This window comes from Cryobacterium sp. MDB1-18-1 (assembly GCF_004402735.1).
Taxonomy (GTDB): Bacteria; Actinomycetota; Actinomycetes; order Actinomycetales; family Microbacteriaceae; genus Cryobacterium; species Cryobacterium glucosi.
In genome coordinates this window covers 14,445-39,771 of record NZ_SOFR01000065.1, presented here as the reverse complement: position 1 = coordinate 39,771, position 25,327 = coordinate 14,445, and the positions used below count along the sequence as shown (strand labels likewise).

At 69.9% G+C, this 25,327-nt stretch carries 15 protein-coding genes; 12 read left to right on the top strand and 3 right to left on the bottom strand.

The window, feature by feature from the left end; genetic code table 11:
• Positions 1–134: 134 nt before the first annotated feature.
• The 11 genes from E3O50_RS15625 (at position 135) to E3O50_RS15570 (ending at position 20,979) form a co-directional block, all read left to right on the top strand.
• Positions 135–1,673, top strand: coding sequence for a serine/threonine-protein kinase (locus E3O50_RS15625; RefSeq protein ID WP_134559524.1), 1,539 nt, complete (start codon positions 135–137; stop codon positions 1,671–1,673).
• Positions 1,670–7,672, top strand: coding sequence for an Ig-like domain-containing protein (locus E3O50_RS15620; protein WP_134559522.1), 6,003 nt, complete (start codon positions 1,670–1,672; stop codon positions 7,670–7,672). Before E3O50_RS15625 ends, E3O50_RS15620 begins: the two co-directional genes overlap by 4 nt.
• 75 nt (positions 7,673–7,747) lie before the next feature.
• The gene (locus E3O50_RS15615) at positions 7,748–8,758 is read left to right on the top strand and encodes a MoxR family ATPase (protein ID WP_241975398.1); all 1,011 of its coding nucleotides are present in this window, start codon (positions 7,748–7,750) and stop codon (positions 8,756–8,758) included.
• Positions 8,755–10,134 carry a DUF58 domain-containing protein gene (locus E3O50_RS15610; RefSeq protein WP_134559520.1) on the top strand — a complete coding sequence of 460 codons (1,380 nt, stop codon included), beginning with the start codon at positions 8,755–8,757 and terminating at the stop codon, positions 10,132–10,134. The genes E3O50_RS15615 and E3O50_RS15610 overlap by 4 nt, the downstream gene beginning before the upstream one ends.
• A complete protein-coding gene (locus E3O50_RS15605; RefSeq protein WP_134559518.1) occupies positions 10,131–12,518 on the top strand; it encodes a transglutaminase domain-containing protein in 2,388 nt (795 codons plus the stop codon). The genes E3O50_RS15610 and E3O50_RS15605 overlap by 4 nt, the downstream gene beginning before the upstream one ends.
• Positions 12,515–13,270, top strand: coding sequence for an FHA domain-containing protein (locus E3O50_RS19205; RefSeq protein WP_166790667.1), 756 nt, complete (start codon positions 12,515–12,517; stop codon positions 13,268–13,270). Before E3O50_RS15605 ends, E3O50_RS19205 begins: the two co-directional genes overlap by 4 nt.
• Positions 13,245–16,631, top strand: coding sequence for an FtsK/SpoIIIE domain-containing protein (locus E3O50_RS15590; RefSeq protein WP_134559512.1), 3,387 nt, complete (start codon positions 13,245–13,247; stop codon positions 16,629–16,631). Before E3O50_RS19205 ends, E3O50_RS15590 begins: the two co-directional genes overlap by 26 nt.
• 212 nt (positions 16,632–16,843) lie before the next feature.
• Positions 16,844–18,055 (top strand): spermidine/putrescine ABC transporter substrate-binding protein, encoded by a 1,212-nt coding sequence (locus E3O50_RS15585; protein WP_134559510.1) that lies wholly within the window; start codon positions 16,844–16,846, stop codon positions 18,053–18,055.
• 1 nt (position 18,056) lies between these two features.
• Positions 18,057–19,262: an ABC transporter ATP-binding protein gene (locus E3O50_RS15580; RefSeq protein WP_134445875.1), complete on the top strand. Its 1,206-nt coding sequence runs from the start codon at positions 18,057–18,059 to the stop codon at positions 19,260–19,262.
• Positions 19,262–20,176: an ABC transporter permease gene (locus tag E3O50_RS15575; protein WP_134445874.1), complete on the top strand. Its 915-nt coding sequence runs from the start codon at positions 19,262–19,264 to the stop codon at positions 20,174–20,176. The genes E3O50_RS15580 and E3O50_RS15575 overlap by 1 nt, the downstream gene beginning before the upstream one ends.
• Positions 20,173–20,979 carry an ABC transporter permease gene (locus E3O50_RS15570; RefSeq protein ID WP_174774623.1) on the top strand — a complete coding sequence of 269 codons (807 nt, stop codon included), beginning with the start codon at positions 20,173–20,175 and terminating at the stop codon, positions 20,977–20,979. Before E3O50_RS15575 ends, E3O50_RS15570 begins: the two co-directional genes overlap by 4 nt.
• A gap of 11 nt (positions 20,980–20,990) precedes the next feature.
• On the opposite strand, the gene E3O50_RS15565 is transcribed toward E3O50_RS15570, so the two are convergent.
• Complete coding sequence (locus E3O50_RS15565) at positions 20,991–22,025, bottom strand: asparaginase (RefSeq protein WP_241975397.1); 1,035 nt, start codon at positions 22,023–22,025, stop codon at positions 20,991–20,993.
• Positions 22,025–23,395: a 4-aminobutyrate--2-oxoglutarate transaminase gene (gene gabT, locus E3O50_RS15560; protein ID WP_134559508.1), complete on the bottom strand. Its 1,371-nt coding sequence runs from the start codon at positions 23,393–23,395 to the stop codon at positions 22,025–22,027. Before gabT ends, E3O50_RS15565 begins: the two co-directional genes overlap by 1 nt.
• 62 nt (positions 23,396–23,457) lie before the next feature.
• Between gabT and E3O50_RS15555 the strand changes: the two genes are divergently transcribed.
• Positions 23,458–23,931 (top strand): OsmC family protein, encoded by a 474-nt coding sequence (locus E3O50_RS15555; protein ID WP_134445872.1) that lies wholly within the window; start codon positions 23,458–23,460, stop codon positions 23,929–23,931.
• Positions 23,932–23,957: 26 nt separating this feature from the next.
• Here E3O50_RS15555 and E3O50_RS15550 read toward each other — a convergent pair whose 3' ends face one another.
• Complete coding sequence (locus E3O50_RS15550) at positions 23,958–25,295, bottom strand: aminotransferase class III-fold pyridoxal phosphate-dependent enzyme (protein ID WP_134445871.1); 1,338 nt, start codon at positions 25,293–25,295, stop codon at positions 23,958–23,960.
• Positions 25,296–25,327: the final 32 nt, after the last annotated feature.

Here is a 25,327-nt window from a genome sequence, read left to right as displayed (position 1 = left end):
GTTGGGGGAGCAGCATCCCGGACACGTGCGGGGCAACTGCCTAAACTTGAGTGACGCCAGTCGTGATACCCGTTCGATGCGCGTTCACGGACCAGTCCAGGGACCATTGGCGAGAGCGAGACGGGGAGGCCGCGATGCAGCGACGATTACCGTCGACGCCCCCGAACCTGCCGGGGTTCTCCTACCTCCGGGTGCTCGGCTCCGGAGGCTTCGCCGACGTCTTCCTCTACCAGCAGGACCTTCCGCGCCGACAGGTCGCGGTCAAGGTGCTCCTCGCCGAGGTCGTCAACGACCAGGTCCGGCAGCTGTTCCAGGCCGAGGCCAACCTGATGGCCTCGCTGAGCTCGCACCCGTCGATCCTGACCGTTTTCCAGGCCGGCGTCTCGGCCGACGGACGCCCATACCTCGTGATGGAACAGTGCTCTCCGGCGCTCAGCCAGCGCTACCGCACAGAGCCTCTCGGCGTCCCTGAAGTGCTCCAGGTCGGCATCACCATCGCGAACGCCGTCCAGGCCGCGCACCAGGCCGGCATGCTGCACCGGGACCTCAAGCCCTCGAACATCCTCGTCACCCGCTACGGGCATGCCGTTCTCGGCGACTTCGGCATCGCGGCCACGGTGAGCGAGGCCAGAAACGTCGAAGCGGTCGGGCTGTCCATCCCCTGGTCCGCTCCGGAAGTCCTCCTCGACGAGGTCTCCGGCTCCGTCGCCTCCGAGGTCTGGTCCCTCGGCGCCACCCTGTACTCCTTCCTCGCCGGTCATTCGCCGTTCGAGATTCCCGGCGCCGAGAACAGCTCGGCCCAGCTCATCTCCCGCATCAACAAGGCCAGGGTCCCGGCGATCGGCCGCTCGGATGTCCCGGGCAGGCTCGAGCTCATCCTCCAGCGCGCGATGTCCCGGCGTCCGGAGTCGCGCCAGGGCAGCATGCTCGAGCTCATCAGGGAGCTGCAGTCCGTCGAGGCCGAACTGGGCCTCCTCCCCACCCGGCTCGAGGTCGCCGACGAGGACTGGGCCGCTGAGAACGGCGTCGACGACGACGACCGCACCCGCATCTCCGCCGTGAATTCGATCAATGCGTACCAGGAGCCGCGCCGCCGCCGGGTGCATCAGGCGCCACGAGGGCGCCGTTCGGCGGCCGGCGCGCTCGCCGACACCTCCGGCGCGCGCAGCCCCTCTGGGTTCGACGGTTCGGCGGGGACTGCGGGCAGCGCGGGCACGGCCAGGGGCAGGTCCCGCGGCACAGCCAGGGGCTCGGCGCCGGGGGTCTGGCGGCGTTCGGTGCTCGTCTGGGCGCTCGTTGCGGCATCCGTCGTCATCGTCGTTCTCGCCGTCGTTACGGCGTCGGCGCTCTCGCACCAGGCGACGCCAGGGCTGCCGACCGTGAGCAATGTCTCCGGGGAGCTGCGGGACGGCATGGTCGTGTTCGGCTGGGCTGACCCGGGCATCGCCCGGGGGGACAGCTACGTGATCACCCTCCGCACCGGTGAGAGCAGCATCCAGAAGGGCACTGAGTTCAGCGTCGACCCGCACGGACAGGCCAGGGTCTGCGCAAGTGTCGCCGTGAACCGGGACGGGCGCACCGGGGGCGCGAGCGGCGAGAAGTGCGTCGACGCCGGCGGGTCCGTGACCGGAAGCACGCGCGGTGACCTGACCAGAGGCGGCGACGCTTCGTGATCCGTCTCTGGGTCTCCCGCCAGTTCGCTGCGCACCGCTCGGCGTGGGCGACGGCCCTCGGCGGAACGCTCGTCCTGGCCCTCGTCGTGACGACCGCTGTCGTGTCCGGCGGGTACACCGCCCAGCGTCTTGACCTCGGCGATGCCGCCGTCTGGGTCACGAACGAGGCCCGCCAGGCTGTCGGCCGGGCGAACACGGCGGTGATGGAACTAAACACGGTCGTGACGAGCGAGAGTTCCAATCTCGACGTGCTCCAGTCCGGAGCGACGGTCCTCGTGCTCGACACCGGCAACAGCTCCCTCGACATCCTCGACCCGGCCACGGCAACGATCGTGCGCAGCGTTGCACTGCCGCCCCGGGCGCCCGCCGTGTTCCTCGCAGGAACCCGCACCCTGATCGCCTCGAACGGCGAGGTCTGGGAGACCCCGACGAGCCGGCTCGCGAGCTTCGACACGGCGACCGCGCCGACCCTCTCCCTCGGCGCCGGCTCGGTCGTGAGCGTTGACGACACCGGAACCCTGGTCTCATTCACTCCCGCGACGGGCGCCCTCGCCCAGGCGCCCTCCGGAAGCGGAACGGTCACCTCGAGCCAGACGCTCAGCGCGGGGTCGCCGGGCGACGATTATCAGCTGACGAGCGTGAACGGCGCCTGGGCGCTCCTCAACGCGACCTCGCGGCACCTGTTCCTCGATGGCAGGGACGTCGACCTGTCCGGGTTGATCGTCGACGGCGGCGCCCCCGCCCTGCAGCAGCCGAGTCTCTCCGGCTCCCGCGTGCTGATCGCCCACGAGCAGGGGCTCGTCGCCGTCCCGCTCTCCGGCGGCGCCCCGACCGTGCTCGTCAGCGGCCGGAACGGCACAGCGGCGGCCCCGGACACCGCCGGACAGTGCGCCTATGCCGCCTGGTCGGATGGCACGGCCTGGCGCGACTGCGGCGACGCCGGGTCCGGCGGCTCGGCGTCGGGAGCGTCCGGAGGCTCCCGTGGAACGCAGTCCGGCACGACGACGACCCTCACCGGGCTCAACGACAACGCCAGGCTCGCCTTCCGGCGCAACGGCACCGGGCTCGTGCTGAACGATGCGCACAACGGTTCGACGTGGGCGGTCCAGCGTGACAACCAGCTGATCGACAACTGGGCCGACCTGATCGACACGACCCCGGACACCCAGCGCATCGAGACCAACGGCGACGACACCCCTCCGGTCTACGACAAGGTGCAGGCCCCGCCCGTCGCCGTGGACGACTCCTTCGGAGCCCGGCCCGGCCGGATCGTGACCCTCCCCGTGCTTCTCAACGACTCCGATCCGAACGGGGACGTGCTCGTGATCGAATCGGTCACACCGATCGACGCGACCGACGGCCGGCTCGACCTCGTCGGCAACAACCAGCAGGTGCAGCTCACCGTCGCGGAGGCGGCAACCGGTCAGCTTCGCTTCGGCTACACGATCAACGACGGCCGTGGCGGGAGCGCATCCGCAACCGTCACCGTCACTCTCAGGGCGCCGGGGGAGAACTCCGCTCCCCAGCAGGTGCGAACCACCCACGCGACCGTGCGTGCCGGCGGCCGGGTGACAAGCCAGGTGCTCGGCGACTGGATCGACCCCGACGGCGACCCGGTCTACCTCGCCTCAGCGTCCGCCGCGGGCCCCGACCTGCTGAGCTTCACCCCCGCGGGCGCCGTCGTGTTCACGGATGCCGGCACGAACGCCGATGACAAACGGGTCGGCCTGAGCGTCTCCGACGGCCGCCTGCTCGGCACGGGCTCGCTGACCGTCTCCGTGCGCGCGAGCGGCGCCGTGCCGATCGTCGCTGACTCCTTCATCGTGCTCGCGACTGCGGGGGCCGAAGTCTCGGTGTCCCCGCTCGACCACGCCCGCGGCGGGTCGGCGCCGCTGCGGCTTTCGAGCGTCCCCGCCAAGCCGGATGCCACGATCACCCCCGACTTCGCCTCCGGTGCGTTCCGGTTCCTGAGCAGCACCCCGGGGGTCCACGAGATCGAGTACTCGGTCACCGACGGGCAGCTCACCGCGACGGGAAGGGTGCGCGTCGACGTCGCTCCCGCCGCCGACGCCAACAGCACCCCCGTCACCGTTCCCCACACGGCCTTCATCCGAGGCCAGCAGGCCACCCTCGTCGACGTGCTCGCGAGCGACTTCGACCCTGCGAACGGAGTGCTGCTGATCACCGGGACGATGAACGTGCCGGCGTCCAGCGGCATGCGGATCGAGATCCTCGACCAGCGGATCCTCCGGGTCACCCTGACCCGTCCGCTGCCGGACGGCGGGCTCAGTTTCGGGTACCGGATCAGCAACGGGCTCGCCGATGCCGAGGGCACCGTCACTGTCGTCGAAATCCCCGCGCTCGGTCAGAAACAGGCCCCGATCGCCGTTGCGGACACCGCGACCGTCCGGGTCGGCGACACCATCGACATCCCGGTCCTCGCGAACGACGAACAGCCGGACGGTGACTCGCTGACCCTGGACCCCGTCCTCGCCTCCGGCCTGCCCCCGGGCGCAGGCCTGCTCTTCGCCGCGGGAACCGTGCTGCGTTACCTCGCGCCGGCCACCCCCGGCACGTATACCGCGGTGTACCGGGTGAACGCCCCCGACGGCCAGTATGCCAACGCGGAGGTGCGCATCTCGGTGCGCGAAGCCGACCCGAGCACCAACAATCCGCCCGTCCCGAAGACGGTGACCGCGCGGGTGCTCTCCGGCGGCACCGTCGAAGTGTCGATCCCGCTCACCGGGATCGACCCTGACGGCGACTCGGTCCAGCTCGTCGGCCAGGAGACCAACCCGGAGAAGGGATCCGTCACCGCGGACGGGACGGACACGTTCCGGTACCAGGCCGGGGAATACTCCGCAGGAACCGACACGTTCAGCTACGCCGTCGTCGACGCCCTCGGCGCTCGGGCGATCGGCACCGTGCGGATCGGGATCAGCCCGCGCCTCGACGGCGCCCGCAACCCTGTCGCGGCCCCCGACGACGTCGTGGTGCGTCCGGGAAGCACCGTCTCCGTTCACGTGCTCGCCAACGACTCGGACCCCGACGGCGGCCGGCTCACGATCAGCGCCGTCGAACCGAGCGGCACCCCTGCCGACCTCGCGGCCGACCACGGCACGGCCATGATCGCCGGGGACACCATCGCGGTCACGGCTCCCGCGACACCCGGCCGGTTCGGCTTCATCTACGAGATCAGCAACGAGCGCGGCGGCACCAGCTCGACATTCCTCACCGTCGTCGTGCGTGCGGATGCCCCGCGTGCCAGGCCAGAGGCCAGGGACACCCACCTGACCCTCTCCGACGTGCTCGCGGGCGGCACCGTCGACGTCGACGTTCTCGCCAACGTGACCTTCGCCGACGGGCCGGCCCGGGGCCTGGCGCTGAGCGTCCCCGAGTCCTGGGCCGACTCCGCGAGGGTCACAGACGCCAAGCGCGTCCGGGTGACCGTGCACGCCACGAGCCAGATCATCCCGTTCCAGGTCGCGAACCCCGACGACGCGAGCATCACCGCCCTCGCGTTCATCTGGGTGCCGGGGTACACCGACGCCCTGCCGCAACTGCGGAAGGGCGTTCCCGCGCTCACCGTCGCGAGCGGCGCCAACCTCACCATCCCGATCAACGACTACGTCGTCGCCGTCGGCGGCAAGCAGGTGCGCCTCACCGACCGGAGCCTCGTGCACGCCACCCGGTCCAACGGTGCAGACCTCGCCACCTCGGACACGAGCATCGCCTTCACGAGCGCGGACCAGTACTACGGTCCGGCCTCGGTGTCGTTCGTCGTCACGGACGGCACCGGCGCAGGAGACCCGGATGGCCACACGGCCACGATCGTTCTCCCGATCACGGTGACGCCGCAGGCGAACCAGCCGCCGGCCTTCGACGGCGCCGTACTCGACTTCGAACCCGACCAGACCAAGGTCATCGACCTGTCCAAACTGACGTCCTACCCGTACCCGAACGACCAGGCCTCCCTCGTGTACTCGGTGCTCGACCCGAAACCGGTCGGATTCGACTACTCGCTCGATGGCCAGCAGCTGACACTGCACGCCAGGACCACGACGCTGCCGGCCTCGGGTGGGCAGGGCGGCCACGGGTCCATCACGATCGGCGTCTCGGCCGGCGGTACGCCCGGTCGGGCCGGGCGCATCGAGATGAGTGTCGTCGCGTCCACCCGGCCGCTCGCCATCCCGGCGGCGGATGTCGCGATCGCCCCCCGCGGCCAGACGACCGTCGTCGACGTGCTCGCCAACGACGGCGCGGCCAACCCGTTCCCACAGGTCCCGCTCCGGGTCGTCGCCGTGCGCGGACTCGGCGGTGCCGGCATCCCTGCCGGGGTCAGGATCACCCCGAGCGCCGACAACAGCACACTCAGCGTGCAGGTCGCAGCGAACGCCGCTGCGGCGGACACGAACCTCGAGTACGAGGTCGCCGACGCGACGAACGACCCGAACCGGTACGCCTGGGGCACCGTGCGGATCTCGGTTCAGGACCGGCCGGACCCGGTGACGAGCCTCTCCGTGACCGGGTTCTCGGACACCCGTCTCGCGGTCGCCTTCAACCCCGGCGCCGCCAACAACTCCGCCGTCACCGGCTACGAGATCACCCTCGTGAATGCCGTGACGGGCGCAGCGATCAGCACCACCACCTGCCAGGCGACCTCGTGCACGGTCCCGACCGGCGGCAACGGGCGGGCCAACGCTGTCCGCGTCTCTGTCGCAGCGCGCAACGGCCTCGGCCTCGGCGCGACGACCGCGCTCGCCGACACCGTCTGGTCCGATGTCGTGCCGTCGGCGCCCGGAAATCTCGCGGCCGCGCCGCTCAACGGCGGCTTGACGATCAGCTGGGCACCCGTTCCGAACGGTGCGGGTTCCCCGATTACGGACTACCTGGTCACCGTCAACGGCACGGCCCAGCCCGCCGTGAACGCGACGGGTCCTGGCTGCGGGGCCACCCGGTGCTCGCTCACGGTGAACGGCCTCGCCAACGGCGCGTTCGTTCCGGTGAGCGTGAGCGCCCGCAACGAGTCATATCCCGCCCTCTCAGCGTGGACATCCGCTTCGACCCAGGGCACGCCTTACGGTGCGCCGACGGCCGGCGCGGTCTCCGCATCGGCCGGTGCCGCCGGCACCGTCCACGTCGCGTGGGATGCCTTCTCCGGTTCCGGCGACCCCGTCGGCGGATACTTCGTGCAACGCCTCACGAACGGAACGGTGCCGACGGGGAACCAGGCGTGCACGGTCACCTCCCCGGCCCCCGGCACCGTCGTCGTTCCCCACACCGGCGCGAACGTCGCCGAGCTCAGGAACCTCGGAGCAGGCGCCACGAGCGTCGACTTCACCGGACTCACCTCGGACACCGCGTCGTACTCCTTCGTGGTCTGGGCATACAACAGGGCCGGCTGCACCAACAGCCAGGTCACCACCGTTCAGGTGCAGTCGACTCCCGGCGCGGTCACCGACCCGGGAGCCTCGATGGGGATGCACGACACGGCATACGACCTGCAGATCACGCCGGTCAGCCCGGGCGCCGGCGTCACGGGCTATGAAGTCCGGGCCGTCGACGCCGCGACGGGGACCCCCGGCGCGAGCGCGACCTTCACCGCGACCGCCCTGCCACGCCAGCTGCTGACCCCGACGGTCTTCGGCGCACCGTTCAGCTACCAGGTGCGCGCGTGCGACACCTCGGCCACCTGGGGCACGTGTGGGGCCTGGTCCGCGACGATGACGGCACCGGCGGCATCCGTCAGCCTCGCCGTGACCGGCCTGGCCTACGACCCGGCAACCGGCGTCTTCGGCTGGACGAACGGCCCGGACAACGGCGCATACACGACCGGATACAGCTGTTCGGTGCCGACGGACCCGGGTACGGCGCCCGTGGCAGGTGGCCCCACCAGCTGCACTCTCGCCGCTCCCGCAGCAGCAGGCACGGCCCGCCTCGCTGTTTCCGTCGACCTCGGGCTCGGCACGGGCAACCCGGTGTACAACTACGACCGATGAGATCGATGAAACTGTTGAGACTGTTCCCATGAAGACCCGAAAGACACTGAGATGACTATCCCAAGGACCGGCCCGATGAATGCCCCGACGAACTCGACCGAGCAGGCGGCCGCCGCCACGATGACCGCAGGGGAGGCCGCGCAATTCGCCGAGGTCTTCGAACGGCTCGTCTCCGGGGTCGAACGGGTGCTGCTCGGCAAGCACCACGTCATCCGGATGGCTTTCACCGCGCTGCTCAGCGGCGGTCACCTGCTGCTCGAAGACGTGCCTGGCACCGGCAAGACGAGCCTCGCCAGGGCGATCGCGCAGAGCGTCCAGGGCACCAGCAACCGGATCCAGTTCACCCCGGACCTGCTCCCCGGCGACATCACCGGTGTCAGCATCTACGACCAGCGCAACGGCGCCTTCGAATTCCACCGCGGTCCCGTGTTCGCGAACATCGTGCTCGCCGACGAGATCAACCGCGCGAGCCCGAAGACCCAGGCGGCGCTGCTCGAGGTGATGGAGGAGGAGCAGATCACCGCGGACGGTGTGACGCACCCCGTTGCCGAACCGTTCATGGTGATCGCCACCCAGAACCCGATCGAGCAGGCGGGCACCTACCGGCTGCCAGAAGCCCAGCTCGACCGGTTCATCATGAAGGCCTCGATCGGCTATCCCGACCACGCCTCGACGATCCGGATCCTCGAGGGTGCCGGACGGCGTGCGCACGCGGTCGTCATCCCCGCCGTCGTCTCTGCCGCGACGGTCGTCGAACTCGCCGCGCTCGCCAGGACGGTCCACGTCGACCCCTCGATCAACGACTACGTCTCCCGCCTGGTCGACGCGACGCGCACGACCACCGAGGTGCGCCTCGGCGCGAGCGTGCGCGGGGCGCTTGCCCTCATCCGCACAGCGAAGACCCTCGCCGCGGCCAACGGGCGGCACTACGTCATTCCCGACGACGTGAAGCAGCTCGCAGAGGCGGTCCTCGCGCACCGGCTCCTGCTCGATCCGGAGGCCGAGTTCGACGGTGTCACACCCTCGAGCATCGTTGCGCGCATCCTGATCGAGACGCCTCCGCCGGGAGACCGGCAGGCCGCGTGAGCGATCTGGGCGGCGCACGTCCGAACGGCCTCGGCGAGGACACCGCCGACGGTCGTCTCGCCGTGCTGCTCGTGCACTCGGTCCGTGCCGTCCTGGCGACCGGTGCGCTGCTGACGACGACCTGGCGGCTCGCCACTGCCGTCGTCACGGTCCTCGGCTGGAGCGTGCTCGCATCCGCCGCCGTCGCCCTCGCGACCGGCTACCTGCTCGGCTGGACCGAACTCGTGGTGCTCGGCTGGGCTGGACTCGCGCTCGTCCTGGCTTCCTTCGGCTTCCTGTTCGGGCGGACCGCGTACCAGATCCGGCTCAGGGTTCCCGTGGACCGGGTCGTCGTGGGGGAACGGGTTCCCGGTGAACTGATCGTGCGCAACCCGACCGGCCGCCGGCTGCCTGGCGTCGGGGTCGAGGTTCCCGTCGGCCTCGGCCTCGCCGAGTTCGCCATGCCCGGGCTCTCCAGGGGCGCAAGCTTCGAGGACGTCTTCATCGTCCCGACCGTGCGGCGCGGGATCATCCCGATCGGGCCGGTGCGGACGGTGCGCGCGGACCCGGTCGGCCTCGTGCGCCGGGAACTCGTCTGGGCGGAACGTGTCGATCTCTTCGTGCACCCGCGCACCCTCCCGATTCCGAGCATGAGCACAGGGTTCATCCGTGACCTCGAGGGAAACCCCACCCGTGACCTCACCAACCTCGACATGTCCTTCCATGCCCTGCGCGAATACGTGCCGGGGGATGAACGGCGCAGCATCCACTGGAAGAGCACCGCGAAGACCGGCCGCCTCATGGTGCGCCAGTACGAGGAGTCCCGGCGCAGTCACCTTCTGGTCGCACTGAGCCTCGCCGCAGACGACTACGCCGACGACGAGGAATTCGAACTCGCCGTGAGCGTCGCCGGTTCGCTCGGGGTGCGGGCGATCCGCGACGCACGCACGGTGTCCGTCGTCACGAGCACCGTTGCACCCGCCGCAGCCCGCACGGGTGCGGCCGGCCGGGACCAGGTGCAGCACCGGCCGAACCGGGCAGGCACGAAGCGGCGTCCCGCCGCCGAAAGGCTCAGCACCCTGACGATCACCCGCCTGCTCGACGACCTGTGCCGAGTGGATCGCACGGCGGACGCGTTGCCGCTCGGCGCGCTCGCCCAGTCCGCAGCGGATGCCGTCGCCGGTGTTTCCGTCGCCTTCCTCGTGTACGGCTCAACGGTGAGCCTCGCCGAGCTGCGCGCAGCGGCGACGCATTTCCCCGGCGGGGTCGAAGTCGTGGCCGTCGTCTGCGCGACAGAGTCCGTGCCGAGCCTCCGGCGCGTCGCCGAGCTCAGCGTTCTCACCATCGGCTTCCTCGAAGACCTGCAGCAGAGCCTCGCCAAGGGGGTTGCCGCGTGACCGGGAGAGTGCAGCCCCGCGCATCCGCCGCCTTCATCGTCGGGAACACGGCCGCGCTGCTGCTCGCGACGATGGTCGCGGCCGTGACTCTCTGGCCGGTCTACGGGAACCGCGAATTCGTGGTGCTCGTCGTCGTCACCGCGTTGCTCGGTTCCGGCATCGCGATCCTCGGTACGGTGTTCCGCTGGCGGGCGTGGCTGGTCTCGCTCGTCACGATCGCGGTGTATTTCCTGGTCGGCGTGCCGCTTGCGATCCCCGGCGAGGCGACCGGGGGCGTCCTGCCGACCCTCGCCGGGCTCGGGGACCTCGCCGCGGCGACCGCACTGAGCTGGAAGGAGCTCGTCACGATCGTGCTCCCGGTCGGCTCGTACCAGGCCCTGTTGGTTCCGGCCCTCATCCTCGTCCTGTCGAGCACCGTCGCCGGACTCTCGATCGCCCTCAGGGCACGGGTCGGCGAGCTCGGCGCGTTCGGTCCGATCGCGCTCTATGTCGCCGGGATCGGCCTCGGACCGACCGTCGGATTAGCGCCGATCGAGACCGGTCTCGCTCTCTTCGTCGTGCTGCTGTTCTGGCTGCTCTGGCAACGCGCGGCACGCCGGCGGGCGCTCCTCGCCCTCTCCGGTGCCCGGCAGTCCGCGCGCACCCGCGAATCGCGGGCCGGTCGCCGGCTCACCGCGGCCCGCGGGGTGCTCTCGGCCGCGCTGATCGCCGCCCTCGCGATCGGGGTCGGCACCGCGGCGGCCGTGGCCTTCCCTGTGCAGGTGCCCCGGGATGTCGTGCGGGCCCGCGTGCAGCAGCCCTTCGACCCGAATGATTACCCGAGCCCGCTGAGCGAATTCCGCAGTTACCTGCAGCCCGGGCGGTCCGATGCCGTGATGCTGTCGGTGACCGGCCTGCCGGCCGGGGGACGGCTGCGACTCGCGGCCCTCGATTCCTACAACGGAATCGTCTATTCCCTCGACGGCGCAGCGAACTTCTTCACCCGCCTGCCCGACCGGCTCGACCAGAGCGGGGTCTCCGGCGACCCCTCGTCGATCGACGTGACCATCGACGATTACGCGGGCGTCTGGGTCCCGGGTACCGGGCAACTCGAACGCATCCGCTTCAGCGGGGAGACCGGGACGGCCCGGGCCGATGCGTTCTACTACAACGACGGCACGGGGACCGCTGCCGTCCTCGGGGGACTCGCCTCCGGCGACACCTACACGGCCACCGCGGTCGTGCCACGGGTTCCCGGGTCGCTCGCGACGCTGACGCCGGGCACGGCCGCCCTCCCGGCCCTAGAAGCGCTACCCGACTCCGTCGAAGGGGCGCTCGCGGGATACGTTCGCGCCGGGGACCCGCCCGGCGTGCAATTGCAGGCCATGCTGGACGGGCTGAAGGCGAATGGTTACGTGAGTCACGGCATCGGTGAGGACGAGCCGGTGAGCCGGTCTGGCCACGGTCTGGACCGGATCAGTCAGCTTTTCACCGATGAGCCCATGCTCGGGGACGCCGAACAGTACGCCGTCGCGGCCGCGCTGTTGGCGCGGCGGCTGGGGTTCCCGGCCAGGGTCGTCATGGGATTCGCCCCCCAGGCGCTCGGAGCCGCCGACGCGTCGGAAACGCCGGTGATAGTGCACGGGGCCGACGTCTCCGCCTGGATCGAGGTCCAGACGGCAACGGAGGGCTGGGTGACGATCGACCCCACTCCCGCCGTGCGCGACGTGCCGGAGAAGCAGCCGGACCGGCCCCAGATCGTCTCGCGACCGCAGACCGTCGTGCCGCCGCTCGTCCCGAGTGTGACGGAGCAGCGGGATCCCGCCGCTCCGGAGAATGCCGCGGAGACGCCGCCGGCACCGCTGTCGCCGTTGCTGGCGCTGCTCGTCACCGTGCTGACGATCACCGGTTGGACGCTGCTCGCCGCCCTCGTCATCGCCGGCCCGTTCCTCGTCGTGATCCTCGCGAAGGCCCGTCGGCGCAGGCTCCGCCGCGGGAGGGGCTCAACGCTCGACCGGGTGCGCGGCGGCTGGCGCGAATTCGCGGACACCGCGGCGGACTTCGGCATCGATGTGCCGGTCGGCGCGACCCGCCTCGAACTGGCCGAGGCGGTCGGCGGGGAGCCGCCTGTTGCGGCGGCGGTCGCGGTGGACCGGGCTGTTTTCGCGCCCGGACGGCCGAGCGACGGCGTCGCTGACCAGATCTGGAGAATGGTCGAAGACCTGCGGTCCGCGCTCGCCGCGGGACGCACCCGCAGGGACCGGTTCCGAGCCCTCATTTCGCTGCGCTCGTTCGCTCGCTACGCTGGAAGGGCATCCGTTCCACCTGCGAATCGGGGCACGCCGAGCGGGCACCGGGTTTCCACACCCGACCGGGACCGGCGAAAGGAAGGAGTCGTTTCGTGAATTGCCTGATCTGCGGGGCACCGCTGAGCGCGGGCGCCATGTTCTGCGGTGAGTGCGGCAGTTCTACGAAGGCGACCCCGAAGACCCGCAAGCGTCACGACCCGCGTCCGAACGACACGACGATCATCCAGCCGCTGCGACCCCGCCCGACCGTTGTCTCGATTCCGGTGACCACCGCTGCGGCCGGTCCCGGCGTGCTCGGTGAGCCTGGGGCGTCCGGCCCGCCCGTCGCCGTGCCGGCACCCGAAGCCGAAGCCGAAGCCGAAGCCGAAGCCGAAGCCGAAGCGGAAGCCGAGATCGAATCGTCGTCGCCGTTCGCGCCGGGCCGTCGCCTGCACCCCGTTACCCCCACGCGTCCGTCCCGACAGGGCGCGCACACCCACGGTTCCCACGTCGCCCTCACCGGCGGTGGCGCCCCGACAACGGGCGGTGCCTTCGTGCTGCAGTTCAGCACAGGGGAGGACCTCGAAGTGCGCGGCACCGGCCTGATCGGACGCCGGCCGATGCCGCAACCGAGCGAGCACTTCGACCGTCTTGTGCAGATCATCGATCCGGGCATGTCGGTGTCGAAGACCCACCTCGAGTTCGGCCAACATGACGGCGAGCTCTGGGTCAGCGACCGCTTCTCCGGCAACGGCACCATCATCCGCCGCCCCGACGCGACGATGGTGCGGTGCGAGCCCGGCCGCCGCTATCTCGTGCCGCGCGGATCGCGCGTCGAGATCGGTGACCAGTACTTCCAGGTCAGCTGAGACGTCCGGCCAGTCCGGCCTCTCCGGCCTCTCCGGCCTGTCCTCGACGCTCCTCACCACCCGGGCCATCCGGTCCCCGGTGCACGGATGCGGTCGGCCGCCTGTCCTGATCTCGTTCCGGTGCTCTGCTACCCGGGTGACCAACTTCTTCCTCGCCGACGAAACGCTGTCCCTGCCCGCGTCCCCGACGGAACCCGTTCCCGCCGCGTTTCCCCTGATCGCCTCGCTGGCACCCCTCGTGGCGGCCGGCGTGATCTGGCTCGTGACCGGTTCAGCGTTCGTGCTGGTGTTCGCCGTGCTCGGCCCGGTGATCGCCGTGGCGAGCGTGGTCGACGGGCGCCGAGCCGCACGCCGCACCCGCCGCCGCGATGCCGCCGCGCACTCCGCGGCTCTCGCCGAGCTGCGGAACGCGGTCACCGAGCGCCACATCGAGCTGCGGCTGCGGCGCTGGCAGGAGACCTCGTCGGCGGCGCAGCTCCTCGAGACGCCGGACCGGGCATCCCGCTGGAGATCCCGGGCCGGGGGCGCAGTACCCGTGGTGCTGGGATCGGGTAGCACGGCGAGCGGTATCCGTCTCGAGGGAACCGGCTCGGAGCGGGAGCTGCGAGCCTGGGCCGCCACGCTCCTGGACGCACCCGTCACAGCGGATGCCTCTGGCGGCGTCGCGCTCGTCGGGCCCACCGCCCTCGTGCGCGCGTTCGCCCGGGCGCTGCTCGTGCAGCTCGCATTCGCCCTGGCACCCGACCGTTTCGCCCTGGAACCGGTCGTTTCGGATCAACCGGACGACGACTGGGCGTGGACAGGGGCCCTGCCGCACACGACCCGGGCGGGCGGCGTGGCAGACGCGGGTCCCGCGGAGACCGTTGGGCCCGCGGACCGCAGAGGCCCCGGGGAGGCAGCCCGGAAGGTCGTGCTGCTTCGGTTCACCGACATGCCGGTCGCAGGCAACCACGCTCCCACCGTCGAACCGCGACAGGGACACCGGCGGGTGCCGTGGCTGCTGCTGGCCACGGACCTCGTCGACGTGCCGCCCGGTTGCGCGACGGTCGTGCGTCTTCACAGTGCAACCAAGGCCGAGGTGCTCTTCCTTGCGGAATCCGAGCACCCGGGGATCCCCGGGAGCCCGGGGAGCTCCGCGGGTCAGGGGTCTCGTCGGGGGTCGTCCCAGCGCCCGGACTTCCGGCCGGAGTTCGTCACGAGGGAACAGGCGATCGGCTTCGCCCGGCTGCTCCGAGAGCGTGCGGCAACGGCGGGTCTTCTCGGTGGGCATCGTTCGCTGCCCGCCCGGGTGACGCGCGCCGAGCTGGCCGCGATCACCGGGCATCCGCTCGCCGCGGTGGCGGCGGACCGGGGCGGTCTCGCGTGCGCGATCGGTATCGGCGCCGACGGGCCGGTCACGCTCGACCTCGTCGGCCAGGGTCCGCACGCCGTTGTCGGCGGCACCACCGGGAGCGGCAAGAGCGAACTGCTGGTTAGCTGGGTCAGCCAGATCGCCGCGGATCGCTCGCCGGACGAGGTCACCTTCCTGCTCATCGACTTCAAGGGCGGTGCCGCGTTCCGCCCGCTCGCTGTTCTCCCGCACTGTGTCGGGCTGGTCACCGACTTCGACGGGCACCGGGCGGAGCGCGCCCTCGCGAGCCTCGCAGCGGAGCTTCGTCACCGCGAGCGGGTGCTCGCCGCGGCGGGGGCGAGGGACCTCGCCGAATGGCGTTCGCTCGGCGGGCCGGCGTCGCCGGAGAGGCCCGCGTTGCCGCGGCTCGTGATCGTCGTCGACGAGTTCGCGACCATGCTCGCGTCGTTTCCGGAACTGCACGCGCTCTTCGTCGATATTGCGGCCAGGGGACGCTCGCTCGGTGTGCACCTCGTGCTGTGCACGCAGCGCCCCGCCGGAGTTGTGCGGGACGCGCTGCTCGCCAACTGCACGCTCCGGATCTCCCTGCGCGTCAACAACGCGGCGGACAGCCAGGCGGTGCTCGGGACGGATGCCGCGGCCGCCATCGCCGCCGCCGTTCCCGGTCGCTGCCTGATCGCGCTGGGGGATGGCGGCCCAGAGGCCTGCCAGGTCGCCGTCACCTCGGGCGCGGAGATCGAGGCCCTGGCTGCGGTCGCGGGCTCAGCCAGGGACGGAGGAGTCGTGCTGCCCCGGCACCCTCGCCGACCGTGGCTCGATCCGCTCCCCGCCGTGGTGGCCCTCGCCGACCTCGAGGGGCTTCCGGACCTCGGCAGGCCCGATTCGGAGGTCCATGCGCCGGACAGGACCCCGGGCGGCGAACCGGAATTCCGCTTCGGACTGGTCGACGAGCCGGACCGGCAACGGTACGGCGTGGCCCGGTATGGTCCAGGGGACGGCAACATGTTCGTCCTCGGCGGAGCGCGCAGCGGCAAGACCTCGGTGCTCGCCGTTTTCGCGTCCCAGGCACGCGCCGCGCACTCGTGGGTCGGTTGGCCGAATCCCGACGTCGAAGCGGTCTGGGACGCCCTCACCGAGGCGCGCCGCTGGATCGACCGGGGAGGCGCGGGCCGGGTTCGCACCGCTCAGGCCGGTGCAGGCCCGGACCGCCGCGCCCGCTCGAGGCTCCTGTTCCTCGACGATTTCGATTCGGTCTGCGCCCGCTGGGAGCCCGACCACCGGCAGGCGGCGCTCGAATGCCTCGCGAGCCTGCTTCGCGACGGACTGCCGGTCGGACTGCGCGTCGTGGTCACGGCGCAACGCCTCACCGGGCCGCTTCAGAACCTGGCGGCGCTGTGCCAGGAACACCTGTTGCTGCGCCTGCCCGACCGGGCCGAACACCTCGCCGCAGGGGGACAGGCGGCCCAGTTCGACCCAACCCTCCCTCCCGGCGGCGGACACTGGCGTGGCCGGCGCATCCAGGTGCTCGCTCCACAATCTCCTGTCCCGCACACGGCTGCATCCCCGGTCGCCGGCAGACCGGACCGCGCAGTCCCCGGCCCTGACGCGCGCCCGACCGCGACCGTACTCGCTCTCGCAGCGGGCACATCGATCATCCACGTGAGCGGGTCCCCGGCCCGCTCCGCCGCTCACCTTCGAGCGGATGCCGCGCACCCGGACGTTGTGGAGCTGACCGCCGGTGCCGGTGCCGCGAAACCGGAGGCAGTCCTGGCCCGGCATGGCGCGGCGACCGTCTTCATCGGGGATCCCGAGACCTGGCAGGCCAACTGGTCGCTCCTGGCCGCGCTTCGGGTTCATTCACCCATCGTCTTCGACGGCTGCACCCTCGCCGATTACCGCATGCTGACCCGCAGGCGGGATCTCCCGCCACCCCTGGCACCCGGCCGCGGCCATCTCTGGTCCCTGTCGCCCGAAGGCGACCTCAGCAGGGTGGCCTTCGGTGCGGCGTGATTCCGGTCGGGCCTCGGGCGCCACCCGACCAGCGCAAGCGCCCATTTCGAGTGTCAAACGACGCCGAGACCACTGATTTCGTGACAAGTGCGTTACGTAATCGATGATTTGGTCACTCAGCCGTGACTAACGGCCCGCGCTGTGCGAGTATCTAGCAACTCACCCGTCGTCGTGTGGGTGTTCGCTCGCTGAAACGCAAGGAGACCCCAGACATGATGCCGAGGCCGTTGCCCGCCGACCCGATGATCCGCCAGCTCGTCCGCCAGGCCCAGCAGGCCACCCTGGGTCGTCGCACCCTGCTCGCCGGAGCGGGCGCCGGGGCCGCGGCCCTCGCCCTTGCGGCGTGCTCCACCGGTGGAGCGGCCAAGCCCTCCGCGGCCGCCGACGTCTCCGATTCGGACAAAACCATCCGCTGGGACAACTGGGCGCTCTACATCGATGTAGACGACGCCGGCAGCTACCCCACGCTTGCGGCGTTCACCGCCGAAACCGGCATCAAGGTCGCGTACACGGAAGCCGTCGACGACAACAACACCTACTACGGCAAGGTCAAGGACCAACTCGCCCTCGGCAAAGACATCGGCGCCGATGTCGCGTGCCTCACCGACTGGATGGTGGGCCGGCTGATCCGCTTCGGTTACACCCAGGGCCTCGACCACGCGAACATCCCCAACCTGAGCAACCTGCTCCCGTCCCTCAAGGACGTCGACTTCGACCCGGGTCGCGCGATGAGCGTGCCGTGGCAGGGCGGCTTCGCCGGGATCGCCTGGAACAAGGAAAAGCTCCCCAACGGCTTCACCTCGGTCTCCGAGCTGTGGGACCCGAGCCTCAAGGGCCGCATCGGCGTCCTCTCCGAGATGCGGGACACGATGGGCCTGATCATGCTCGACCAGGGCGTCGATATCTCCGGGAAGTGGGGCGACTCCGAATTCGGCGCCGCGATCGACGAGTTCAAGAAGCAGGTCGCCAACGGCCAGGTCCGCAACATCAAGGGCAACTCCTACAAGGAAGACCTCGTCAACGAGGACACCCTCGCCGCCATCGTCTGGTCGGGCGACATCGTGCAGCTCAACGCCGAAAACGGCGACAAGTGGGGCTTCGCCGTGCCCGAGAAGGGCGGAACGCTCTGGAACGACAACTTCATCGTTCCGATCGGGTCCCCGCGCAAGAAGAACGTCGAAAAGCTGATCAACTACTACTACGAGCCAGAGGTCGCCGCAGAGGTCGCCGCGTACGTGAACTACATCACCCCCGTCGCCGGTGCGAAGGAAGCCGCGATGGCGATCGACCCCGAGCTCGCGAACAACCAGCTGATCTTCCCTGACGCCTCGACCCTCGCGAAGGCGCACGTGTTCCGCACCCTCGACGGGACAGAGGAACAGAAGTACGGCGCCGACTTCCAGTCGATCCTGCTGGGAGCCTAGGGTGGCATCCGGCACCTTCGCCGATTCGGGTGCCGACCTCGAACTGGTCGGAATCCAGAAGCGTTTCCCCGGCTTCACGGCCATCGAACACCTCGATCTCTCGATCCCGGCCGGCTCCTTCTTCGCCCTGCTCGGCCCGTCCGGCTGTGGCAAGACCACGACGCTCCGGCTCGTCGCCGGCCTCGAGGAGCCGACCGCCGGCAGCATCCTGATCGGCGGGGCGGATGTCACGCAGCAGAAGGCCTTCCAGCGCCCGGTCAACACGGTGTTCCAGAGCTATGCGCTCTTCCCGCACATGACGGTCCTCGAAAACGTCGCCTTCGGACTCCGCCGCCGGAAGATCGCCGACCCGGTCGGCAAGGCGCACGAGGCGCTCCGGCTCGTCGAGCTCGACCACCTCGCCGCGCGCAAGCCACAGCAGCTGTCCGGCGGGCAGCAGCAGCGGGTCGCCCTCGCCAGGGCGATCGTGAACAAGCCGGCACTCCTGTTGCTCGACGAACCGCTCGGGGCCCTCGACCTCAAGCTGCGCCGCCAGATGCAGCTCGAACTCAAAACCATCCAGGAGGAAGTCGGCCTCACCTTCCTGCATGTCACCCACGACCAGGAGGAGGCCATGACCATGGCCGACACCATCGCGGTGATGAACAAGGGCCGGATCGAACAGATGGGTGCGCCCGAGCTGCTCTACGAGCTGCCGAAGACGGCGTTCGTCGCGAACTTCCTCGGCCAGTCGAACCTCTTCACCGGGCCCGTCATCGGCAGCACGAGCACCTCGATCACCGTCGACATCGCCGGGCACCGGGTACTGGTCCCCGCCGACCGGGCGCACCGCCACGCCGGCGAGGTCACGATCGGCGTCCGGCCGGAGAAGATGTGGCTGCATCGCAAGGCGCCCGTCGAGGCCGCCGACCGCAATGTCATGGGTCCCGGCCGGGTGATCGACGTGTCATTCAGCGGCGTGAGCACCCAGTATCTCGTCGCCGTGCCGTACATCGGCACCCTGATCGTCTTCGCCCAGAACATGGCCTTCGGCCCGGTGGCGGATGTCGGCGACGAGGTCTGGCTCGACTGGCACGTCGAGCACGGCTTCGGCCTCGAAGACGAACCCGTTCCGGGAGCCGGGCCCCGGTTCGCCGCGGACACCGACACCCGGAGCATCGCGGCGCAGCGCCGCGAGTCCCTCGTCACGGAGCTCGAGGAGGCCTAGTGGCGTTCGCGGCCTTCGCCACCACGACTGCGCAGGCAGACCCGGCCCCGCGGCGACGCAGCCGGGTCGCCATCCTGTTGCTGTTGCCCGGCATCCTCTATCTCGTTCTGTTCTTCCTGACCCCGCTCGTCTCGCTCCTGATCACCTCGTTCCAGGCCCCTGCGGAATTCGGGGACATCGGCCAGTACACCTACGCGTTCAACTGGCAGAACTACGTAGACGTCGTCACCGATTACTGGCCGCACATCGTGCGGTCCTTCGCCTTCGCCCTCGCCGCGACGGTGCTCGCCCTGCTGTTCAGCTACCCGCTCGCGTACTTCATCGGTGTGACCGCGCGGCGCTGGCCGCTGCTGCAGAGCCTGATGCTCGTGCTCGTGATCGCCCCGTTCTTCATCAGCTTCCTGCTGCGCACCCTGGCCTGGAAGCAGCTCCTCTCCGACGAGTCCTTCGTCGTGACAAGCCTCAAGGCCGTCTCGCTGCTGGCACCGGATGCCCACCTCACCGGGACCCCGATCGCCGTCATCTTCGGGTTGACCTACAATTTCATCCCGTTCATGACACTTCCGCTCTACACGACTCTGGAGCGGCTCGACCTGCGCTACCTCGAGGCGGCGAGCGACCTGTACGCGCACCCGTTCGAGGTGTTCCGCAAGGTGACGATTCCATTGTCGATGCCAGGGATCGTCGCGGGCACCCTGCTGACCTTCATCCCCGCCGCCGGCGACTATGTCAACGCGAGTCGCGACTTCCTGGGCGGACCGGACAGCCAGATGATCGGCAACGTGATCGAGGCCAACTTCCTGGTCCTGTTGAACTACCCGGCGGCCGCGGCGCTCTCGATCATCCTGATGAGCGTGATTCTCGTGATCGTCGGAATCTACGTCAAGCGCGCGGGCACGGAGGAACTGCTGTGAAGATCTCCCTCGGCAGATGGCTGCTGCCGGTCTACTCCGCCCTCGCCCTGCTGTTCCTGATGGTTCCGATCGCCTACACGTTCGTCTTCTCGTTCAACGATTCGCTGAAGTCGAACATCACCTGGCGCGGGTTCACCTTCGACAAGTGGCTCAACGTCTGCGCCGTGCAGAACGGCGCGGTCTGCGAGGCGTTCGGAAACAGCCTCGTGATCGGCTCGGTCGCGACCGTGCTTGCGACCGTGATGGGCACCATGATCGCGATCGCCATCGTGCGCTACCGGTTCCGGTTCCGCTCGGCGACGAGTCTCCTGCTGTTCCTGCCGATGGCCACCCCCGAGGTCGTGCTCGGCGCGGGACTCGCCGCGCAGTTCCTGTCGCTCGGCGTAGCCAAGGACATGACCACGATCATCCTCGCGCACACGATGTTCTGCATCAGCTTCGTCGTCGTGACCGTCAAGGCCCGCGTCGCGAGCCTCGACCCCGCGCTCGAGGAGGCCGGGCGGGACCTCTACGGCTCGTCGACCCAGGTCTTCCTCAGGGTGACGCTCCCGCTGCTGGTCCCCGGCATCCTCGCCGCCGCCCTGCTGTCCTTTGCGCTGAGCTTCGACGACTTCATCATCACGAACTTCAACTCGGGCGCGGTGACGACCTTCCCGAAGTACATCTACATCTCAGCGGCCCGCGGCATCCCGGCCGAGGCGAACGTGATCGCCTCCGCCGTCTTCATCTTCGCGCTCGTCGTCGTCGTCACCGCGCAGGTGTCCTCCGCGGCACGGGCGAAACGGCTCGCCCGGCAGGGGTAGTGGGTGAGTCGTCAGCGGTAGCTCGCGTGAATGCGCCCGACCGGGTGGCCGCCGCCGTACACGGCGAGGCCGAGGTCGGGAAGCAGCGCCTCGACATCCGTGTGTGCGATCGCGCCGGCGTCGGCGAGCAGGTTGAGAGCCACGAGCGTCGCCGCGCGCAGGCTGCCGTCCAGGATCTTGAGGGCGACCGTCGTTCCGTTCGGGGCGGCCGCGACCATGATGCCTTCAGCGCCGCCCTTCACGAACAGGCCGAGCCGATCGATCACGAGGGTGTCCGACTTGCCGGGGCCCGCGACGACCCAGCCGTTCTGGCGAACGGCCTCGGAGAGGAAGCCGGCTTCGCGGTAGATCGCGAACGGCGAGTTCGACTTGGACGAGGCGATCCGGCCGATACCGCGCGCCAGCCCGGCGAGGGAGAGCGCGTGCACGGGCGCGCCGCAGCCGTCGACACCCGAGGCGGCCGGGCGTTCGCCGGTGAAGCGTTCGACGACATCGAGAATGCGTTTCTGCAGCGGATGCTCCGGCTCGAGATAGCCGGTCAGCGGCCACTCGTTCTGCACGCACGCCACGAGCATCGCCGCGTGCTTGCCCGAGCACTCCATGTAGATGGGGGCCTGGCCGGCGCCGAGGCGCACGAGCGCGTCGCGGGTGGCGTGGTCGATCGGCCAGGCCGGCGGGCAGGCGAGCGCGGTCTCCGGGATTCCGGCCCGGGAGAGCAGGCCGCGCACGAGGTCGGCGTGCCGCTGGGTGCCGGTGTGGCTCGCCGTCGCGATCGCGGCGTCCTCGCCGCGCAGGGTGACGCCGCTCGCCATCACGGCGACGGCCTGGAACGGCTTCATCGATGAGCGAGGGAAGACCGGACTCGTCACGTCGCCGAGGGAGCGGAGCACGGCGCCCTCAGCCGTGAGCACGACGGCGGAACCGGCGTGCCTCGATTCGACGAAGCCGCTGCGTTCGACGACGGCGAGTTCGACGGCATCCGTCACGGCGAAGGTCTGCACGGGGTGCGGGAGCTGGGTGTGCCCGATTGTGTCCGCGAACGACACTAGAGCGCGGCGATCGCGTCGTCGATGACCGAGAGGGCATCGAGGAGCAGGACGTCGGTGACGGCGAGACTCGGCAGGAAGCGGAGCACGTTGCCGTAGGTGCCTGCTGTCAGCAGCAGAACGCCGTGCTGGGCGGCGTATGCGGAGATCGAGTTGACCGCGGCGGCGTTGGCGACCTTGGTCGTCGCCCCGGTGCCCGGCTGCACGAGCTCGATCGCGATCATCGCGCCACGACCACGGATGTCCCCGATGATGTCGTACTTGTCCTGCAGCTTCCCGAGGCCCGCACGAAGGGTCTTCTCGATCCGCTGTCCCTCCGCGAGGAGGTTGTTCGCTTCGATGGCCTGGAAGACGGCGATCGCGGCCGCGCAGGAGACCGGGTTGCCGCCGAAGGTGCCGCCGAGGCCGCCGGTCTGGGAAGCGTCCATGATCTCGGCGCGTCCCGTGACCGCCGCGAGGGGGAAGCCGCCGGCGATGCCCTTGGCCGTCAGTACGAGGTCGGGGACCCAGCCGAAGTGCTCGCTCGCGTAGTATGCGCCGGTGCGGGCCATGCCGCTCTGGATCTCGTCGGCGATCATGACGACGCCGTTGGCGGTGCACCACTCCTGCAGGGCGGTGAAGTACCCCTCTGCGGCGACCATGAAGCCGCCTTCGCCCTGGATCGGTTCGACCACGAGGCAGGCCAGGTCGGACGCGCCGATGACCTTGTCGAGGTAGGCGATCGTGCGTGCCGCGGCATCCGCCCCGCTGAGGCCGTCGTGATAGGGGTAGGAGCTCGGCACGTGGTAGACGTCGCTCGCGAGCGGGCCGTAGCCGGTCGCATACGGCATGGCCTTGTAGTTCATCGCCATCGTGAGCACGGTGCGGCCGTGGTACGCGTGGTCGAGCACGGCGACGGCGCGGCGGCCGGTGAACTTGCGGGCGATCTTCACGCCGTTCTCCACGGCTTCTGCACCCGAGTTGATCAGCACCGACTTCTTGGCGAAATCACCAGGGGTGTGCTCGGCGAGGAGCTCGCAGACGCGCACGTATTCCTCGTACGGCGTGACCGTGAAGAGGGTGTGGATGAAGTCCTCTGCCTGCCCGACCGCGGCGGCGACGACGCTCGCCTCGGTGTGGCCGATCGTCGTGACGCCGATGCCGGCGCCGAGGTCGATGAACTGGTTGCCGTCGACGTCGACGACGATGGCACCGTGGGCCTTCACGATGTACACCGGGAGAGCGGAGCCGACGCCGCCGGACACCGTCGCGAGGCGGCGCTTCTGCAGTTCGACCGAAAGCGGGCCCGGGACGGCCGTGACGATGCGTCGCTCCTGCGTGACCGAGGGAGCAGTGGACGTGGGGGTCGAGGGCGTCAGCGTGTCAGTCATGATGCGTCCAGTTTACCCAGTGTCGTTTCCCGGTTGGGGTAGCGCCCTGAGAGAATCGGGGAATGAAAATCGAGCACCACTACGACGTGCGGGTGGCCTGGACGGGCAACCGCGGAACGGGAACGAGCGACTACCGGGCGTACGGTCGCGACCATGTGGTTTCGGCGGAGGGCAAGCATCCGCTCGAGGGGTCGTCTGACCGAACGTTCCACGGTGATGCCGACCGCTGGAACCCCGAGGAACTACTGCTCGCGGCCCTGAGCCAGTGCCACATGCTGTCCTACCTGCACGTGGCCGCGCGGAACGGTGTCGTCGTGGTCGGCTACACCGACGACGCGACCGGCACGATGGTACAGACGAGGGATGGCGGCGGTCACTTCACCGAGGCTATGCTGCGTCCGCGGGTCACGGTGGCCGATCCCGGCCAGGTGGAGCTCGCTCACTCGCTGCACGCCGAGGCGGCCCGGGAGTGCTTCATCGCAGCTTCCGTGAACTTCCCGGTGCGCCACGAACCCGAAACCGTCGCCGTTCCCTGACCCTCGGGCCAGGGAACGGGCGAGGTTCACACGCCGGAGAGGGCGCGGAGGGTTTCCTCGATGACGGATGCCGCGTCGTCGATGAGTTCCTCGGAGATGACGACGGAGGGCATGATCCGCAGCACGGAGTCCCAGCTGCCGGCATCGAGCACGATCACGCCGTGCGAGGTCGCGTGCTTGAGGATCGCGGTGAGCGCCTCGGGGTACGGCGTGGTCGTTCCGGGGTGCACCAGCTCGACGCCGAACATGGCGCCCTTGCCGCGCACCTCGCCGACGACGGAGAACTTCTCGGCCCAGTCGCCGATGCGGGCCCAGAGGGCCTTCTCGACGCGCCTGGCTTCGCCGAGCAGGTCGTCGCGTTCGATGATCTCGAGCACCTTGAGCGCTGCCGCGGTCGAAACCGGGTTGCCGCCGAAGGTCCCGCCGATGCCGCCGGGCTGGACGGCATCCATGATGTCGGCGCGACCGGTGACGGCGGCGAGCGGGAAGCCGCCCGCGATGCCCTTTGCCGTGGTGACGAGGTCAGGGACGACGCCGTGGTGCTCGATCGCGTACCAGACGCCGGTGCGGGCGATGCCGGCCTGGATCTCGTCGGAGACGAAGACGATGCCGTTCTCGGTGCAGAACTCGCTGATCCGCTTGAAGTAGCCGGGGGCGGGGATGACGATGCCGCCATCGCCCTGGATCGGCTCGACGAAGAACGCCGCGATCTCGGTGGCGCCGATGTGGGTCGTGATGTAGTCGATCGTCTTCTCGGCGGCTTCCTCGCCGGTCAGGCCGTCGCGGTACGGGTAGCTCGTCGGGACGCTGTAGATCTCGCCGGGGAACGGGCCCATGCCGGCGCGTTCCGGCCAGGGCCGGTACGTCATCGTCATGGTCAGGTTGGTGCGGCCGTGGAAGGCATGGTCGAGCGCGACGATGGCGCGGCGCCCGGTGAACTTGCGGGCGATCTTGACCGCGTTCTCGACGGCCTCGGCACCGGTGTTGACCAGGATCGACTTCTTCGGGAAGTCACCGGGGGTGATCTCCGCGAGCTTCTCGGCGACGGCGACGTAGTTCTCGTACGGCGTGACGGTGAAGAGGGTGTGGGTCAGCTTCGCGGCCTGCGCGGCAGCGGCCTCTGCGACCTCGGCGTTCGCGTGCCCGATCGTGGTGACTCCGATGCCGCAGCCCATGTCGATGATCTGGTTGCCGTCGACGTCGACGAGGATCGCGCCGGCTCCGTGGTCCATGTAGATGTTGACGAGCGTGCCGGCTCCGCGGGACACCGAGTTGACCCGGCGTTCCTGCAGTTCAATGGACTTGGGGCCCGGCAGGGCGGTGACGAGTTTACGTTTTTGGGGGACCGAGTACGAAGCAGACATGGGTCCAGCTTAGTTTGCGGCGATTTCCCCGG

Bases quoted from the DNA above. Each gene is read 5' to 3' on its own strand.
- E3O50_RS15550 (WP_134445871.1), bottom strand. From the start codon at position 25,295: ATGTCTGCTTCGTACTCGGTCCCCCAAAAACGTAAACTCGTCACCGCC.
- E3O50_RS15625 (WP_134559524.1), top strand. From the start codon at position 135: ATGCAGCGACGATTACCGTCGACGCCCCCGAACCTGCCGGGGTTCTCC.
- gabT (WP_134559508.1), bottom strand. From the start codon at position 23,395: ATGACTGACACGCTGACGCCCTCGACCCCCACGTCCACTGCTCCCTCG.
- E3O50_RS15555 (WP_134445872.1), top strand. From the start codon at position 23,458: ATGAAAATCGAGCACCACTACGACGTGCGGGTGGCCTGGACGGGCAAC.
- E3O50_RS15615 (WP_241975398.1), top strand. From the start codon at position 7,748: ATGAATGCCCCGACGAACTCGACCGAGCAGGCGGCCGCCGCCACGATG.
- E3O50_RS15585 (WP_134559510.1), top strand. From the start codon at position 16,844: ATGATGCCGAGGCCGTTGCCCGCCGACCCGATGATCCGCCAGCTCGTC.